Genomic DNA, 13,880 nt, shown 5'->3' on the forward strand with positions numbered 1-13,880 from the left:
GCATGACCACGGCGTGTCGCCGCCACCATCGAAGAGACGCGCCGCGGACGTCCTGCATTTGTGCACGCTCGCGGCGGAAGAGCAGCACCCGTGCCGCCGCCGATCGGGACGACGGCCGGTCAGCGGTGCAGCTTCGGCAGCACCTCGCGCCCGAAGACCTCGAGGAACTCGGCCTGGTTTCGCCCGACGTTGTGCAGGTACACGCGGTCGAAGCCGAGGTCGAGGTAGCGCTGGATGGCCGCGCGGTGCACGTCGGGGTCGGCGCTCACGAGCAGCCGGTCGTCGAAGTCGTCGGGGCGCACGAGCTTCGCGATCTGCTCGAGGTCGTGCGGCGAGCGGATGTCGCTCTTCGCGAAGCGCATCCCTCCGTTCGGCCACTCGACGAGGGCGTTCGTCATCGCCTGCTCCTCGCTCGGCGCCCACGACAGGTGCAGCCGCAGCACGCGGCTCGTGCTCGCGAGGTCGCGGCCCGCCTCGCGGGCGCCGTCCGCGAAGCGCTGGAAGAGCATCCCGATCTTGTCGATCGGCGCCGCCTCGATGATGAGGCCGTCGACGGTGCGCCCGGCGCGCTTGGCGGTGACGGGGCCGGCAGTGGCGATGAGGATGCGCGGCGCCTCGACCGGCATCGTCCACAGCCGCGCGGTGCCCAGACGGAAGAACTCGCCGTCGTGCCGGGCCTCCTTGCCGGCGAGGGATGCCGAGAACAGCTTCGTGATGATCGTGACGGCCTCGAACATGCGGTTGAGCCGCTCGGCGGGCTCGGGCCAGTACTGCCCGGTGACGTGCTCGCTGATGGCCTCGCCGCTGCCGATGCCGAGCCAGTGCCGGCCCGGGTAGAGGGCGGCGAGGGTGGCCGAGGACTGCGCGACCGCGGCGGGATGCACGCGGAAGGTCGGCGTCACCGGCCCCACTCCGATATCGCCCGCGGTCGCGGCGCCGAGCGCCCCGGCGACGGGCCAGACGGCGCTCGCCTGGCCCTGCTGCGGGGTGAAGGGGGCGAAGGCGTCCGCCGCCATCGTTCCGCGGAACCCGTGCTGCTCGGCGAGCCGCGCGAGCGCCACGGCCTCGGCCGGCGGGTACTGCTCGAGCGCTGCGGCGTAGCCGATGAGCGGGGCGGCGGGCGTCATTCGGCTAGTCTGCCCCGCCGGGCGCATGCTCGTCGCCGCCGCTCGCGGGGATCCCCTCATGACATCGCGGTTCGGCGCGCTGACGCGCGACACGCCCGGGATCTCTCTTGCGCATCCCGGGCCGGCGGGGGTAGGTTCCTCAGGCACGCGACCACCCACTACGCCGAAAGGAGGCCAGCATGATGTTCATCACTCTCGAGGGGTTCCCCCTCACCGCCGGCGTCGTCGGCGTCCTCTCCGCCTGACCGGGTAGCAGATTCCGCCGCCCGCTCACGCGGTGGCGACGCTCTCGAAGCCCGATCCCCGGCTGACGCCTCCGCGTCCTCCGGCGGTCACGCCCCGTTCACGACCCCTCCCCCTTCCGCGGCCATGCTGTCGCCGATCGACGAGGGCGTCGATCCCCTCCCGCCGCCACGAGCGGCACCCTCCCCGGCTCGGCCCCCGCCGAGGCGCGCCACCGCGCGCCGACGATGGATGCTGCGCCCGCGCCACGAAGGAACGAACCCTCATGAGCACCCTGCTCACCGCTCGACCGAGCATCCCGACCACCGTCCATCCGCCGTCCGTGCCCGCGCGCCCGCGCCGGGTCGGCCTGCCCGACCGCATCGCCCTGCGCATCGGCATCGCCCTTGTGCAGTGGAGCCGCCGACCGCGCGTCATCGTCGCGCGCGCGTCGATCGCGCACCGCCACGAGGCGCAGCGCCGCCGCCGCGACCGCGAGCAGCAGTGGCAGAGCGCCGCGCTGCTGCTCCTGCCGCCGCGATGACCGCGGCAGCCGCCGCAGCATCCGCATCACCCGTGAAGGCCGTCGCCGAGGTTCGCCTGGGCGGCGGCCTTCCGCCGTCGACGGGGCTCTAGTCCTCGGTCGGCGCCTGCAGGAACTCGGCTACCGCGCGCGGCACGTAGGGGGCGACGTCGCCGCCGAGCGAGGCGACCTGCCGCACGAGCGAGCTCGAGACGTGCGCGTGGGCGGGGTCGGGCAGCATGAAGATGGTCTCGACGCCGGCGAGGTTGCGGTTCACGATCGCCATGGGCGTCTCGTAGGCCACGTCGATCTGCGAGCGGATGCCCTTGATGAGCACGCTCGCGCCGACGTCGGTGCAGTAGTCGACGAGCAGGCCGACGCTCCAACTGGTCACGAGGATCGAGTCGGGCAGCGCGCGGTCGGCGACCGCCTGCTCGATGAGCGCGACCCGCTGCGCGATCGGCAGCATGGCCGTCTTGCCCGGGTTGTGCACCACCACGACGTGCACCTCGTCGAAGATGCGGGCGGCGCGCTCGATGACATCGAGATGCCCGAGCGTGATGGGATCGAACGACCCGGGGACGACAGCGACTCTGCTCACGGCGCTCAGCCTAGCGAGGCCGTGTTTCCGCGACGTGACGGCCGGCCCGTCGCGCCGGTCAGGCCGCGCTCTCGGCCTCCTCGGCGTCCTGCGCCGTCACGAGGATGGGCAGGTGGTCGCTCGCCCCGCGCGGCAGGGTCTGCACGCTGTCGATGAGCAGGTTGAACGAGGTGGCGAAGTCGAAGTGCCCGCGGAAGAACTTGTACCGCGTGTACGTGCGCCGATCGCTGAGCGAGAGCTCGTACCCCGACTCGCGCACCTCGGCCGTCAGGAAGTCCTTGAACAGCGGGTAGTTGAAGTCGCCGACCATGAGCGTGGGCAGACCGTCGCCGAAGCCGCGCAGGGCCTCGTGCGCGGCGCGGATCTGGTTGCGGCGCAGCGAGTTGAGGGCCGTGAGGGGCGCGGCGTGGAAGGAGGCGACGACGAGCTCGTGCCCCGACTCGCGGTCGACGAGGTGGGTGCCGAGCAGCCGCTCGTGCGCGGGCGCCGCGATGATGTCGTGCAGCGACTTCTTGAGCTGGAACGCCCCCGTCGCCTTCGACTCGAAGCGCTCGCGGTCGTAGTAGATCGCCAGCCCCAGCCGGTTGCGCTTGGTCGCGTCGGCGAGGTGCAGCGGGCCGAGCTCGGCCGGCAGATCGACGGTGTCGACCTCCTGCAGGCACAGCAGCTCGGGCGAGTGGGCGTCGATGAGCGCCGAGAGCTCGCCGATCGCGGCGTGCTTGCGCAGGTTGTAGCTGATGGCCTTCATGACCCTCCCCAGCCTAATTCTTCGCCAGGAAGGCGCGCGCACCATCGTCGAGCCGTCTTTCGAGGGCGTCTCTCAGATCGGGATGCCCGGCGAGCGAGGCATCCCCCTCGAGCACCCCGGCCGCGGCCTCGCGCGCCGCCCCGATGAGGTCGCCGTCCTTCGCGACGCGCAGCAGCCTGAGGCTGGATCGGCCCCCGCTCTGCGTCGACCCGAGCACGTCGCCCTCGCGCCGCAGCTCGAGGTCGACCTGCGCGAGCTCGAACCCGTCGAGGGTCGCGGCGACCGCCTCGACCCGCTCGCGCGCGAGGGTCTCGGGCAGCGCGGCGGTGACGAAGAGGCAGAGGCCCGGCACGCCGCCGCGGCCGACGCGGCCGCGCAGCTGGTGCAGCTGGCTGACGCCGAAGCGGTCGGCGTCGACGACGACCATCGTCGAGGCGTTGGGCACGTCGACGCCGACCTCGATGACGGTGGTGGCGACGAGCACGTCGATCTCGCCCGCGGCGAAGGAGCGCATGACGGCGTCCTTCTCCTCGGTGCCCATCCGCCCGTGCAGCGGCTCGATGCGGCGGCCGGCGAGGGAGGGGTGCTCGCGCAGCAGGGGCACGAGCTCGGAGACGGAGGCCGGCGGGCGGTCGGCGACCTCGGCTGCAGCATCCGCCTCATCGCCGTCGGCGAGCGCGTCGGGGTCGTCCTCCTTCGTCGCCGCATCGATCGCGGGCACGACGACGAAGCCCTGGCGGCCCTGCGCGAGCTCCTCGCCGAGGCGCGCCCAGGCGCGGTGCCACAGCTCGCGGCGCTCGGCGAGCGGCACGACGTGGCTGACGATGGGGATGCGCCCGGCGGGCAGCGTCGTGATCGTCGACACGTCGAGATCGCCGAAGACGGTCATGGCGACGGTGCGCGGGATGGGCGTGGCGGTGAGCACGAGCACGTGCGGCGGCACGGCGCCCTTGCGCCGCAGGGTCTCGCGCTGCTCGACGCCGAAGCGGTGCTGCTCGTCGACGACGACGAGGCCGAGGTCGGCGAACTGCACGAGCTCGCCGAGCAGCGCGTGGGTGCCGACGACGATGCGGGATGCTCCGCTCGCGATCGACAGCAGCACCTGGCGGCGCTGCGCCTGGCCGAGCTGGCCGGTGAGCAGCACAGGCCGCAGGCGGGCGGCGAGATCCGGCCCGAGCGCCGCGACGATGGAGCGCAGGTGCTGGGCAGCGAGCACCTCCGTCGGGGCGAGCAGCGCGCTCTGGCCGCCGTCCTCGGCGACGGCGAGCATCGCCCGCACGGCGACGAGGGTCTTGCCCGAGCCGACCTCGCCCTGCACGAGCCGGTTCATCGGCACCGCCTGGGCCATGTCGCGCGCGACCTCCTCGCCGACGAGCTGCTGGTCGTCGGTGAGGGAGAAGGGCAGGGCCGCGTCGAAGCCGGCGAGCAGTGCGCCGGGGTGCCGCGGGGTCGCGGGGCTCTCGCGCAGCTGGGCGCGGCGCTGCAGCAGCGCGGCCTGCAGCAGGAATGCCTCGTGGAACCGCAGGGTGTCGCGCGCGGTGCGCCACTGGCGGTCGTCCTCGGGCTGGTGGATCCAGGTGAGGGCGCGCTCGAGGTCGAGCAGATCGAACTCGGCGCGCACGGCGGGCGGGACGGGGTCGGTCATGCCGGCGATCGACGCGAGAGCGACATCCATCGCCTTCGCGATCTGCCAGCTGGCGACCGTCGAGGTGGCGGGGTAGATCGGGATGGGCTGCATCGCCCACCTCTTGGCCTGCTCGCTGCCGACGGCGGGCGCCTCGTCGGGGTCGAAGAGCTCGTAGTCGGGGTGGGCGAGCTGGCGGATGCCCCGGTACTCGCCGACCTTGCCGGCGAAGATGCCGCGGCGGCCGACCGTGAGGTCGTTCTTGCGCCAGGCCTGGTTGAAGAAGGTGAGGATGAGGATGCCCCGCCCGTCGCTGATCTTCACCTCGAGGATGGAGCCGCGGCGGGCGCGCATCGTGCGCTCGGTGACCTCGAGCACGTCGGCGACGATCGTGACCGACTCGTCGACCTGCAACTCGCTCAGCGCGGTGAGCTCGCCGCGGCGGGCGTAGCGGCGCGGGTAGTGGCTCAGCAGGTCGCCGACGGTGAGCATGCCGAAGCCCCGCTTGAGCGCGTTGGCGCTGCGGTCGCCGAGGGCGCTCGCGAGCTTCGCGTCGAGGGGGCCGGTCACGCCCTCTACGGTAGCCGCGCCGACCGACGCCGCCGCGCGGGGGCGGGGATCGCGACCGGGGAGGTGCGGGGGTGCGCGACGTGGTCGCCGGTGGGGGCGGATCCGGCGGCGGCGTCATCGGCGTCGAGCTCCGGCGCGGCCGGCCCGGCGATGCCGTCGGCGTGCTCGGCATCGCCGCTCGTGTCGGAGCGCACGAAGGCGATGCCGCCGAGGATGAGCAGCCCGCCGAGGCCCTGCAGCGCGGTGAGCTGCTCGCCGATGAGCAGGAAGGCCCACAGCGAGGCCATCGCCACCTCGAGCAGGCCCATGAAGGCGGCGAGGCGCGCGCCGAGGATGGCGCTCGCGCTGATGCTCGAGGCGTAGGCGATCGCGGTGGAGATGATGCCGACGAGCAGCAGCGGCACCCACCAGGCGGCGACTGTGCCCAGCACCTCGACGTCGGCGAAGGAGGCCGTCATCGGCAGCAGGCCGGTGAGGCCGACGAGGCCGAGCAGCGCGGCGCTCAGCAGCAGGGCGACGCAGGCGAGAGCGATCGAGGGAAGGCCGTGCGCGGGGCGCGCGGCGATGACGTAGTAGCCGGCGGCACCGACCATGGCGCCCGCGGCGAGCGCGACGCCCACCGGGTCGAGCGCGCCGTCGCCGCCGGGCGCGACGATGAGCACGAGCCCGGCCACGGCGAGCGCCGAGCCGATGAGCACGACGGGGCGCGGGGCGCGGCGGCTGAGCACCCAGGCGACGAGAACGAGCAGCAGCGGCGCCATGTACTCGATGAGGATGGCCGTGCCGACGGGGATGGTCTGCAGCGAGGCGAAGTAGAACAGCTGCGTGCCGACGACGCCGACGAGCGCCATGCCGAGGATGCGCCAGCGGCCGACCCACAGCGTGCGCCAGCGGCCGCGCAGCTGCACGAGCGCGATGGGCAGCAGCACGAGACCGCCGATGAGCACGCGCACGGCGACGGCCGCGGCGGGGCTCCAACCGGCCTGCAGGAGCGGCTTGACGAGGGCGCCCGAGGTGCCGAAGGAGGCGGCGGCGAGGAGTCCGAGGGCGAGGCCGGCGGCGATCGGGCGGGGCATGGGCATCCTGTCTCGGATTGGCACCGTCAGGAGTGCGGCACCCGTTCACCGCTGACGCTAGGCTCTCGATGGATAAGGAGTCAAATTGCATTTCGCCCCTGACACCGATGAGGTGCTGCGCTTCGACATCGCGCTCGCCAACACCGCGCCGACGGCCTCCCGCAGCGGGCTCGACGAGCTCGCGACCCCGGCCGATCTCACCGCTCTGCTCGACGAGTGGCGCTTCTCGGGCCGCTTCGACCGCGACGCCGCGGAGCTCGCCGCGGTGCACGGGTTCCGCGACGAGCTGCGGGCGCTCTGGGCGCTCGATCGCGACGCGATGGCCGGGCGCGTCAATGCGATGCTGCGCGAGACCGACGCCCAGCCCCGGCTCGAGCGCCATGACGGATTCGACTGGCACCTGCACACGACGCCGATGGATGCTCCGCTCATCGACCGCATCCGCGCCGAGGCCGCGCTCGCCCTCGTCGACGTCGTGCGCACCGACGAGACGGAGCGCATGCGGGTCTGCGCCGCCCCCGACTGCACGGGCCTGCTCATCGACCTGTCGCGCAACGGATCGAAGCGCTTCTGCAGCGTGCGGTGCGGCAACCGCGTGAACATGATCGCGTTCCGGGAGCGGCGGTCCGACCGGGCTAGCGTGGAACCGTGACGCGCATCATCGCCGGGTTCGCCGGCTCCCTCACCCTGCAGGTGCCGAAGGTCGGCACGAGGCCGACGAGCGATCGCGTGCGCGAGGCGATCTTCAGCGCGCTGTCGGCGCGCGGGCTCATCGAGGGCGCGCGCGTGCTCGACCTCTACGCCGGCAGCGGAGCGCTCGGGTTGGAGGCGGCCTCGCGCGGAGCATCCCGCGTCGTGCTCGTCGAGAAGAGCCACGCCGCGGTGCAGGTCTGCAAGCGCAACGCCGAGCTCGTGCGGGCCCGCGCCCGCGGGGACGGGCCCGACGTCACGGTGAGCGGCAAGCCCGTGCAGTCGTTCCTGACCTCGACCGCGGGCAGTGCGGCGCACCGGTACGACCTCGTGCTCGTCGATCCGCCCTACGAGCTCGGCGGGCTCGAGCTCGACCACGTGCTCCGCGCGCTCGTGCCGCACCTCGCGCCCGACGCGGTCGTCGTGCTCGAGCGCTCGAGCCGCAGCCCCGTGCCCGAGTGGCCCGCGGGGCTCGCGCTCGACCGGCGCAGCGACTACGGCGAGACGGCGGTGTTCTGGCTCGACGCCCTCGCGGACGAGACGGACGGGCCGGACGGATCGGACGAGCCGGGCGCCTAGCCCGCCTGCCCGCTCCAGTCCGCGAACGGATCCCACCCGCCGCGCTCGTCGACCGCGCGCCCGTCGACGAGCACCGCCGGCGCGGGGGCGCCCGCCGAGTCGAGAGGCGCCGCGACGACCCGCCCGATCTCGACGAAGCCGCCCGGCAGCCCCGCCGCGGCGACCTCCGCCGGGAACGTCGCGAGCAGCGAGTGGTCCTCCCCGCCGGCGAGCGCGTGCGGGCCCGCCGCCGCGAGCAGCGCGCCGTCGAGGTCGAGCCCGACGCCGCTCGCGCGAGCGACCCGGCGGGCGTCGAGCGCCAGGCCGTCGCTGAGGTCGAGCATGGCGGTGGCTCCGGCCCGGGCGGCGAGGGGGCCGTCGGCGATGGGCGGTCGCGGCGCGAGCTGGGCCGACAGCGGTTCGGGATGCTCGGCGCGCAGCCGGGCGGCGGCAGCGGCATCCGGCGCCCCCGTTGCATCGACGCCCCGCTCGAACAGCAGCGCGAGCCCCTCGGCCGCGAGCCCCAGCGGGCCGGAGACCGCGATCACGTCGCCCTCCCCCGCGCCGGAGCGCGTCACGGGCGCGCGCCCCTCGAGATCGCCGAACGCCGTCACGGCGATCGTCAGCACGCTCGAGACGCTGAGGTCGCCGCCGACGACGCCGCAGCCCGGCGCGAGCGCGGCGCAGGCGTCGCGCATGCCGTCGGCGAAGGCCTCGAGCTCGGCCACCGGGGTGCCGCCGGGCGCGGCGAGGGCGACGACGAGGGCGGTCGGCCGGGCGCCCATCGCGGCGACGTCGCTGAGGTTGGTGGCCGCGGCCTTCCAGCCGAGGTCGTGCATGGTCGACCACGCCGTGCGGAAGTCGGGGCCGTGGATCATCATGTCGGTCGTCACCACGTAGCGGCCGTCGGCGGCGGCGAGCACGGCGGCGTCGTCGCCCGGCCCGAGGAGGGTCGCGGCCGACTCGGGCAGGCGCGGGATGATGCGGGCGAGGGCGGCGAGCTCGCCGACGGCGTCGAGGGAGTCGAGCGGGTCGGCGGTGCACGCAACGGGCATATGCCCACGGTAGCGCGGCGCGCCCGGCAGACTGGGGGCATGAGCGACGAGACGCCTGCCACCCCGTACGGCCCCGCCGAGCCGGCGTCCGCCGCCGCGCCTGTCGCCGCCCCGGCCCCGGCCGCCGCCGGTGCACCTATCCTCGCCGACGACGTCGTCGCGCGCGCCCGCGCCGGCATGCGCACGGCCGCGCGCGTGCTCGGCCTCACCTCGATCGGACTGCTCGTCGCCTTCGTGATCCTCGTCGTCGTCGAGCAGGCGACCGGCCCCGTCGCCGACATCACCGAGCCGGTCGGGGGCATCCTCGGCATCGGCTCGCCGCTGCTCGCCGTCGTCGCGCTCAACATCCTCGTGTGGCGCGCGCTCGTCCCCGGTCTCGCCCGACTGGCGCCGAGCACCCGCGTCGTGGCGATCGTCGGCATCGGCCTCGCCATCGCCGGCGTGAGCGTCATCCTGCTGGCCGGCCTGCTCTGGGCCGGCGTCATCGCGATCCTCCTGCTCGAGGGGTTCAGCTGATGCCCGCCCCGTCCCTCTCCGCCGCCCAGCTGCGCGGCCTCGCGCGGCTGCTGCTGACGATCGCCGGCGTCGCGGCCGTGGTCGTGCTGGCCGCCGCGATCATCGCGCCGCGCATCCCGATGCCCGCCGATCTGCGCGCCCTCGCCGACGCGGCCCGTTTCATCGGCCCGCCGCTCGCCCTGCTCACCGGCGTCGTGGCGCTCGTGCTCGCGCGCCGGCGCGAGCGCCGCGCCGACCGCGGAGCGCCCGAGCGCGACGCGGCCGCGCTCGTGTTCCGCGGCATGCTGCTGACCGCCGGCGGGCTCATCCTGCTCGGCATCGTCAGCGCCCTCTGGAGCGCCGCCGTCCTCGCCGCGGGCGACCTCCTCCCCTGACGGACGCGGGGGCGGGATGCTCGGCTCGCGCCCACCGCCGGCCGATACCCTGAGCACGATGACCGCTCCCGCCCGCCGCCGCACGCTCGCGCTCGCCGCCGCCCTGCCGCTCGCCCTCCTGCTCGGAGGCTGCGCGGGCACCGTCAACCTCGAGGCCGCCCCCGAGGCGAACGCCGTCGCGTGCGCCGAGATCTCGGTGCGGCTGCCCGACGCCGTGGGCGAGCTCGAGCGCCGGTCGACGAACGCGCAGGCCACCGCCGCCTGGGGCGATCCGGCCGCCGTGATCTACCGCTGCGGCCTTCCGCCGATCGGGCCGAGCGACCTGCCCTGCTTCACGGTCGACGGCGTCGACTGGCTGCTCGACGACTCCGGCGCGCCCGACTTCGCCTTCGTCAGCTACGGCCGCACCCCGGTCACCGAGGTCATCGTCGACAACGACGTCGTGCGCGGCCCCGAGGCGCTGCGCCCGATCAGCGCGGCCGTCGCCGCGGTGCCGGCCGAGATGCGCTGCCTCGATGCGACCGACGTGTTCGGCGGCGGCACGGTCGCGCCGGGCGAGGAGCCCGCACCCGAGGAGCCCGCGGCTCCGTCGGAGACCCCGGCACCCGAGGAGACGACGCTTCCCGAGGGGTCGACCGCTCCCTAGGCGCGCGGCCCGTCGAGCCCGACGAGCTTGCCCGCGATGCCGCCCGCGGCGCGCAGCGCGGCCCCGCCGCCGAAGCCGGCCTGCGGGAACACGATGCGCTTGTCGCGCGCCTCGACGATCGCGTCGACGAGCACCTCGGCGGCGGGGCGCTTCGTGGCCCAGAGGTAGAGCGAGAGCGCGCCGGGGATCGAGTTGACCTCGTTGACGAACAGGTCGCCGGTGGCCTCGTCGAGCAGCAGGTCGACGCGCACGATGCCGGTGAGACGGGTGACGTCGGCGACCCGCTCGGCGAGGGAGCGCGCGGCGGCGTGCACCGCGTCGGGCACCTGCGCGGGGAACTCGCGGGGCGCGCTCGACAGGCCCGCCTCCGCTCCGGCGCCGCCCGCGAGGTACTTCTCGGCGTAGGAGTAGAGCGCGCTGTCGCCGGCGCCGCGCAGCGGCTTCTCGAGGTCGCTGATCTCGAGCTGCGGGTGCGTGCGGAAGGAGATGTTGAGGTCGACGAGCTGCGGCCGGTACGGCTCGAGCACCGCGCCGGTGCGCAGGTGAACGCTGGCGCCCGCGAGCGCGCGCGCGGCATCCAGATCGTCGGCGATCTCGATGCCGATCGACGAGCCGCCGAAGCGGGGCTTGACGATGTAGGGGCCGCCGAAGCTCGGCTCGGTGATGGTGGACACGGCCTCGCGCGGCAGCGAGGGGATGCCTGCCGCGTGCATGAGGCCGCCGAAGGCGAGCTTGTCCATGCCGACCGCGCCGGCGAAGATCGTCGACCCGGTGGCCGGGATGCCCAGCGTCGAGAAGAGCGCCGCGCCGCCGCCGCCCTCGCCCGCGCCGCCGTGCAGGCACAGCAGGGCCGCCTCGATCTCGAGCTTCTCGGCCCCGAGCCGCTTGCGGCGGTACAGACCGGGCTCGCCGGAGAGGCGCACCTCGAGCGCCACGCTCTCGCGCGGAGCGCCCTCGAGGTAGTCCTTCGCCTCGGTCGCGTCGGGCACGCGGAACCACTCCCCCGTCGGCGACCAGTAGATCGGCACGACGCGGTGGCCGGCGGCGACGAGCACGCGCTCGGCCTGCAGACCGGTGAGGATGGAGATCTCGTGCTCGGGGCTCGGCCCGCCGAAGACGACGGCCCAAGGGGCGTTCTGGTTCATGGGCACCTTGCGAGGTCGCGCGCCGCGCTCAATCCGTGCCCGGGCGGCGACTCACGGATAGTGGTCGGGCAGGTCGTTCTCGTAGAGGATAACGCCCCGGTCGGCGGCGAGCTCGACGGCCGCGCGCACCGCCGCGTCGCGCGCGTCGACCACGCGGGCCGAGGTGCCGTAGCCCGCGAGGAGCGCCGGGCGGTTCGTGCGGCCGACGGCGAAGAGGGTTCCGCCCGCGGCCTTGATCGCCGCCGCGAAGTCGCGGTTGCGCTCGGCCTGCACGGGGCCGAGCTCGACCATGCCGGGGGTGACGACGACGAGCTCGCCGCCGCGCTCCGCCGCGAGCTGCGCGGCGCCCTCGAGCGCGCGCAGGGCGCCCACGGGGTTCGAGTTGTAGGTGTCGTCGATGATGAGCGCCCCGCTCGGCGCCTGCTGCACCTCCGCGCGGTGCTGCGAGCCGGGCAGCGAGCCGAGCCGCGCCCCGATGGTCGCGACGGGCACGTCGGCCGCGTACGCGATGCCGGCGGCCACGGCGATGTTGACGGCGTGGCCGGTGCTCGAGACCTCGACGGCGATCGGATCCGCGCCCCGCCCGACGACCAGGGATGCCCCGCCCTCGCCGCGCGCATCCAGCACGATGTCGGCGTCGGCCGCGGGGTCGAGCGAGACGGAGACCACGCGCTTGCCGGCCGCCGCGCACTGCTCGGCCAGGCGCGCGATGCGCGGATCGTCGATCGGCAGCACGACCGTGCGCGCCCTCTCGGTGATCTCGGCCTTCGCGCGGAAGATGACGTCGGTCGACCGCATGCGCTGCAGGTGGCCCTCGCCGACGACGGTGATCGCGGCGATGTCGGGCGGGAAGTGCGTCGTGAGCTCGCGGATCTCGCCCGCGCCGAAGATGCCCATCTCGGCGACGAAGATCTCGGTGCCGGGAACGAGCTTGTCGTTGACCGCGCGCGAGAGGCCGAGCCGGTTGTTGAAGGAGGCGGGGCTCGCGACCGTCGTGTACGTGCCGCTCAGCAGGTGGGCGACGTAGTTCTTGGTGCTCGTCTTGCCGTACGAGCCGGTGATGGCGACGACGCGGGGGCCGACTTGCCTCAGGCGCGCCCGGGCCTGCACGACGAACTTCTTCGACATGGCCTTCTCGATCGGGGCCGTGATCGCGAGCGCCAGGTCGGTGAGCGGCGCGCTCAGCAGCAGCACGAGCGCCGGACCGACGGGGCCGAGCAGCGCCGCGAGGCCGACGCCGGCGATGAGGTGCACGACGATCCAGGCGGCGAGCAGGCGCTTGACCCGAGCGGTGAGGGCGAAGCGGGCGCTGCGGCCGCGCACCGGCAGTCCGTACGGCAGGCGGGCGAGCACGAGGATGGCGGCGAGCGCGAGGAAGGGGCCGGCGTCGGCGAGACCGTCGAGCGCGACGCCGCCGGGGCCCGCGATCACGGCGAGGGCGAGGAGCACGACGACGACCGCCGTGCCGATCGCCGTGATCGGCTCGCGCGCGACCCAGAGGGCCGCCATGCGGCTCACCCAGGTGGGCACGTAGTGCTCGCGCTGGGCGACGCGCAGCCAGCGCGCGGCGACGGGCACGGCCGCGATCGCGGCCAGCCCGAGCGCGATGAGGGTGATCGGCTCGGTGAGGATCATGCCGGGGCGTTCCGTTCTCTCAGCATCGACATGAGCTCCTCGCGCACGGAGAGCTCGAGGTCGCCGGTCAGCAGGTGCTCCGAGCCCGGCACCACGCGGAACCGGGCGCCGCACCGCTCGGCGGCGATGCGTCCGGCCTCGGTCGGCGCAGCGGTGTCGTGCTCGCCCCAGACCATGCTCACGGGGCAGGTCAGGGAGCGCAGGTCGTCGTCGTAGCTCTCGTTGACGGCCGAGACGAGCACGCCGCGCATGACGCCCTGGGCGGCGCGGTAGTCGGCGGATCCGCGCTGGTTGCGCAGGTCATCCATGCGGGCGTCGCTCAGCAGGCCGCGGGCGTTCGCCCAGCGCGCGAGACGGTACGAGAGCGGCGGCTTCACCGTCGGCGCGAGGCGCACGAGCGGGGCGCCGGTGAGGACGAGGCCGCTGACCAGCTCGGGGCGACGAGCCGCCAGGCGCACCGCGACGCGGCCGCCGAAGGAGTGCCCGACCACGACGACGGGCGCGTAGGCGGCGATCGCCTCGGCGACCAGCTCGGCGTACTGCTCGGTGCTCCAGACGGTGTCGGGGGCGGGCGCGGGGCCGAAACCGGGCAGGTGGATGCTCACCGCATCCAGCCCGGAGAGGATCGTCGCGAAGTCTCCGCCGTCGCGCCCCCAGCCGTGCAGGGCGACCACCGCGGGCGGCGTCGAGCCCGACTTCTCGGCCAGGACGCGGCCGCCGGCGAGGGAGGTGATCACCCGCTCAGCCTATCGGGCGGCGCACCCCCCGAG

The 13,880-nt window shown here is 74.5% G+C and carries 15 protein-coding genes; 6 read left to right on the forward strand and 9 right to left on the reverse strand.

Translation table 11 applies throughout. The features are described from left to right. Positions 1-119: 119 nt before the first annotated feature. Positions 120-1,127, reverse strand: a complete 1,008-nt coding sequence (locus tag HGB54_RS09215; RefSeq protein ID WP_168916157.1) for a TIGR03557 family F420-dependent LLM class oxidoreductase — start codon at positions 1,125-1,127, stop codon at positions 120-122. A gap of 508 nt (positions 1,128-1,635) precedes the next feature. Between HGB54_RS09215 and HGB54_RS09220 the strand changes: the two genes are divergently transcribed. After that, the gene (locus HGB54_RS09220; protein WP_168916158.1) at positions 1,636-1,893 is read left to right on the forward strand and encodes a hypothetical protein; all 258 of its coding nucleotides are present in this window, start codon (positions 1,636-1,638) and stop codon (positions 1,891-1,893) included. Positions 1,894-1,981: 88 nt separating this feature from the next. Here the strand turns inward: HGB54_RS09220 and coaD are convergent, their stop codons facing one another. From coaD to HGB54_RS09240, 4 genes are read right to left on the reverse strand one after another with little or no spacing between them, the layout of a single operon-like run. Beyond that, entirely contained in the window at positions 1,982-2,473 is a 492-nt protein-coding gene (gene coaD / locus HGB54_RS09225) for a pantetheine-phosphate adenylyltransferase (RefSeq protein WP_168916159.1), read from the reverse strand. 58 nt (positions 2,474-2,531) lie between these two features. Then, positions 2,532-3,221, reverse strand: a complete 690-nt coding sequence (locus HGB54_RS09230; RefSeq protein ID WP_168916160.1) for an endonuclease/exonuclease/phosphatase family protein — start codon at positions 3,219-3,221, stop codon at positions 2,532-2,534. Between the two features lie 13 nt (positions 3,222-3,234). Next, positions 3,235-5,415, reverse strand: a complete 2,181-nt coding sequence (locus HGB54_RS09235; protein WP_168916161.1) for an ATP-dependent DNA helicase RecG — start codon at positions 5,413-5,415, stop codon at positions 3,235-3,237. Positions 5,416-5,420: 5 nt separating this feature from the next. Further along, positions 5,421-6,491, reverse strand: coding sequence for an EamA family transporter (locus HGB54_RS09240; protein WP_168916162.1), 1,071 nt, complete (start codon positions 6,489-6,491; stop codon positions 5,421-5,423). An 85-nt stretch (positions 6,492-6,576) separates the two neighbouring features. On the opposite strand from HGB54_RS09240, the gene HGB54_RS09245 reads away from it, so the two are divergent. Both HGB54_RS09245 and rsmD read left to right on the forward strand, forming a co-directional pair. Beyond that, positions 6,577-7,143: a CGNR zinc finger domain-containing protein gene (locus HGB54_RS09245; protein ID WP_168916163.1), complete on the forward strand. Its 567-nt coding sequence runs from the start codon at positions 6,577-6,579 to the stop codon at positions 7,141-7,143. Beyond that, complete coding sequence (gene rsmD / locus HGB54_RS09250; protein ID WP_168916164.1) at positions 7,140-7,760, forward strand: 16S rRNA (guanine(966)-N(2))-methyltransferase RsmD; 621 nt, start codon at positions 7,140-7,142, stop codon at positions 7,758-7,760. Before HGB54_RS09245 ends, rsmD begins: the two co-directional genes overlap by 4 nt. Here the strand turns inward: rsmD and thiL are convergent. Next, positions 7,757-8,794, reverse strand: a complete 1,038-nt coding sequence (gene thiL, locus HGB54_RS09255) for a thiamine-phosphate kinase (protein ID WP_168916165.1) — start codon at positions 8,792-8,794, stop codon at positions 7,757-7,759. The two genes, rsmD and thiL, sit on opposite strands and share 4 nt — an antisense overlap. 39 nt (positions 8,795-8,833) lie before the next feature. On the opposite strand from thiL, the gene HGB54_RS09260 reads away from it, so the two are divergent. From HGB54_RS09260 to HGB54_RS09270, 3 genes are read left to right on the forward strand one after another with little or no spacing between them, the layout of a single operon-like run. Beyond that, positions 8,834-9,310, forward strand: a complete 477-nt coding sequence (locus HGB54_RS09260) for a hypothetical protein (RefSeq protein WP_168916166.1) — start codon at positions 8,834-8,836, stop codon at positions 9,308-9,310. Next, complete coding sequence (locus HGB54_RS09265; RefSeq protein WP_168916167.1) at positions 9,310-9,684, forward strand: hypothetical protein; 375 nt, start codon at positions 9,310-9,312, stop codon at positions 9,682-9,684. The genes HGB54_RS09260 and HGB54_RS09265 overlap by 1 nt, the downstream gene beginning before the upstream one ends. A gap of 58 nt (positions 9,685-9,742) precedes the next feature. Further along, on the forward strand, positions 9,743-10,330 hold the full coding sequence (locus HGB54_RS09270) for a DUF3515 family protein (protein ID WP_168916168.1): 588 nt from the start codon (positions 9,743-9,745) through the stop codon (positions 10,328-10,330). Here the strand turns inward: HGB54_RS09270 and HGB54_RS09275 are convergent. Genes HGB54_RS09275 through HGB54_RS09285 form a run of 3 tightly spaced genes read right to left on the reverse strand, consistent with a single transcriptional unit; the run spans position 10,327 to position 13,847 of the window. Next, positions 10,327-11,475 carry a D-alanine--D-alanine ligase family protein gene (locus HGB54_RS09275; RefSeq protein ID WP_168916169.1) on the reverse strand — a complete coding sequence of 383 codons (1,149 nt, stop codon included), beginning with the start codon at positions 11,473-11,475 and terminating at the stop codon, positions 10,327-10,329. The genes HGB54_RS09270 and HGB54_RS09275 overlap by 4 nt on opposite strands. A gap of 51 nt (positions 11,476-11,526) precedes the next feature. Then, positions 11,527-13,110: a Mur ligase family protein gene (locus HGB54_RS09280; protein WP_168916170.1), complete on the reverse strand. Its 1,584-nt coding sequence runs from the start codon at positions 13,108-13,110 to the stop codon at positions 11,527-11,529. Next, positions 13,107-13,847 (reverse strand): alpha/beta fold hydrolase, encoded by a 741-nt coding sequence (locus HGB54_RS09285; protein ID WP_168916171.1) that lies wholly within the window; start codon positions 13,845-13,847, stop codon positions 13,107-13,109. The genes HGB54_RS09280 and HGB54_RS09285 overlap by 4 nt, the downstream gene beginning before the upstream one ends. Between the last annotated feature and the right edge of the window lie 33 nt (positions 13,848-13,880).

It is taken from the genome of Microcella flavibacter (genome assembly GCF_012530535.1).
Taxonomy (GTDB): domain Bacteria; phylum Actinomycetota; class Actinomycetes; order Actinomycetales; family Microbacteriaceae; genus Microcella; species Microcella flavibacter.

Excerpts from the sequence above, each read along its gene's own strand:
- HGB54_RS09270 (WP_168916168.1), top strand. The coding sequence starts at position 9,743 with ATGACCGCTCCCGCCCGCCGCCGCACGCTCGCGCTCGCCGCCGCCCTG.
- HGB54_RS09215 (WP_168916157.1), bottom strand. The coding sequence starts at position 1,127 with ATGACGCCCGCCGCCCCGCTCATCGGCTACGCCGCAGCGCTCGAGCAG.
- HGB54_RS09275 (WP_168916169.1), bottom strand. The coding sequence starts at position 11,475 with ATGAACCAGAACGCCCCTTGGGCCGTCGTCTTCGGCGGGCCGAGCCCC.
- HGB54_RS09265 (WP_168916167.1), top strand. The coding sequence starts at position 9,310 with ATGCCCGCCCCGTCCCTCTCCGCCGCCCAGCTGCGCGGCCTCGCGCGG.
- HGB54_RS09220 (WP_168916158.1), top strand. The coding sequence starts at position 1,636 with ATGAGCACCCTGCTCACCGCTCGACCGAGCATCCCGACCACCGTCCAT.
- thiL (WP_168916165.1), bottom strand. The coding sequence starts at position 8,794 with ATGCCCGTTGCGTGCACCGCCGACCCGCTCGACTCCCTCGACGCCGTC.
- HGB54_RS09260 (WP_168916166.1), top strand. The coding sequence starts at position 8,834 with ATGAGCGACGAGACGCCTGCCACCCCGTACGGCCCCGCCGAGCCGGCG.
- HGB54_RS09280 (WP_168916170.1), bottom strand. The coding sequence starts at position 13,110 with ATGATCCTCACCGAGCCGATCACCCTCATCGCGCTCGGGCTGGCCGCG.
- HGB54_RS09240 (WP_168916162.1), bottom strand. The coding sequence starts at position 6,491 with ATGCCCCGCCCGATCGCCGCCGGCCTCGCCCTCGGACTCCTCGCCGCC.
- HGB54_RS09230 (WP_168916160.1), bottom strand. The coding sequence starts at position 3,221 with ATGAAGGCCATCAGCTACAACCTGCGCAAGCACGCCGCGATCGGCGAG.